A 1,623-nucleotide genomic window follows, 5' to 3' on the forward strand; every position below is an offset into this window, starting at 1 on the left:
CAACGGCTACATCCAATGCACCCGAGCTAGCGCCCGCTGCGATGGTGATGGTCTTGCCGCTTTCCAACGTCACGGTGACCGGACCGTTTTGCGCGGTGACGGGTTTGCCGTCGGCGCCGGTCAGGGTCGCGGTGTAAGTGATGGTGCCGTTTTCGTTCACGGTTGGTGTGGCGGTCAACGTCACGGTGGTGGTGTCATCGACATCACTGACCACGGTGCTGACCGGAGTCGTGTTCGGAGCGATAGCTTCGAGGTTGCCGCCAGTGGCGGTACTGATGCTTTCGGTGACGGTGGTCGGACCTTGATAAACGTCGTTACCCACAGCGACATCGAGCGTACCCGAACTTGCACCGGCTGCGATGGTGATGGTTTTGCCGCTTTCCAACGTCACGGTGACCGGACCGTTTTGCGCGGTGACGGGTTTGCCGTCGGCGCCGGTCAGGGTCGCGGTGTAAGTGATGGTGCCGTTTTCGTTCACGGTTGGTGTGGCGGTCAACGTCACGGTGGTGGTGTCATCGACATCACTGACCACGGTGCTGACCGGAGTCGTGTTCGGAGCGATAGCTTCGAGGTTGCCGCCAGTGGCGGTACTGATGCTTTCGGTGACGGTGGTCGGACCTTGATAAACGTCGTTACCCACAGCGACATCGAGCGTACCCGAACTTGCACCGGCTGCGATGGTGATGGTTTTGCCGCTTTCCAACGTCACGGTGACCGGACCGTTTTGCGCGGTGACGGGTTTGCCGTCGGCGCCGGTCAGGGTCGCGGTGTAAGTGATGGTGCCGTTTTCGTTCACGGTTGGCGTAGCGGTCAACGTCACGGTAGTGGTGTCATCGACATCGCTGACCACAGTGCTAACTGGCGTCGTGTTTGGAGCAATGGCTTCCAGGTTACCGCCCGATGCCGAGGCAATCGATTCGGTGACGGTGGTTGGGCCTTGGTAGACGTCGTTGCCGACCGCCACGTCCAATTCGCCTGAGCTCGCGCCCGCTGCAATGGTGATGGTCTTGCCGCTTTCCAGCGTCACGGTGACCGGACCGTTTTGCGCGGTGACGGGTTTGCCGTCGGCACCGGTCAGGGTAGCGGTGTAGGTGATGGTGCCGTTTTCATTCACGGTCGGAGTAGCGGTCAACGTCACGGTGGTGGTGTCGTTGACGTCGCTGACCACAGTGCTAACTGGCGTGGTGTTTGGAGCGATGGCTTCGAGGTTGCCGCCAGTGGCGGTACTGATGCTTTCGGTGACGGTGGTCGGACCTTGATAAACGTCGTTACCCACAGCGACATCGAGCGTACCCGAACTTGCACCGGCTGCGATGGTGATGGTTTTGCCGCTTTCCAACGTCACGGTGACCGGACCGTTTTGCGCGGTGACGGGTTTGCCGTCGGCACCGGTCAGGGTGGCGGTATAGGTGATCGTGCCGTTTTCGTTCACGGTTGGTGTGGCGGTCAACGTCACGGTGGTGGTGTCGTTGACATCGCTGACCACGGTGCTAACCGGAGCGGTGTTAGGCGCGATGGCTTCGAGGTTGCCGCCGGATGCATCTTTGATCGACTCAGTGACGGTGGTTGGGCCTTGGTACACATCGTTGCCAACGGCTACATCCAACGCACCCGAGCTAGCGC

At 60.7% G+C, this 1,623-nt stretch carries 1 protein-coding gene; it reads right to left on the reverse strand.

What is annotated here, in order from left to right; translation table 11 throughout:
• A partial coding sequence (locus HU767_RS28485) for an immunoglobulin-like domain-containing protein (RefSeq protein WP_346343484.1) occupies window positions 1-1,623 on the reverse strand: 1,623 nt, incomplete at both ends.

The sequence above is a fragment of the Pseudomonas sp. SWRI179 genome (assembly GCF_014268705.1).
Lineage (GTDB): Bacteria > Pseudomonadota > Gammaproteobacteria > Pseudomonadales > Pseudomonadaceae > Aquipseudomonas > Aquipseudomonas zanjanensis.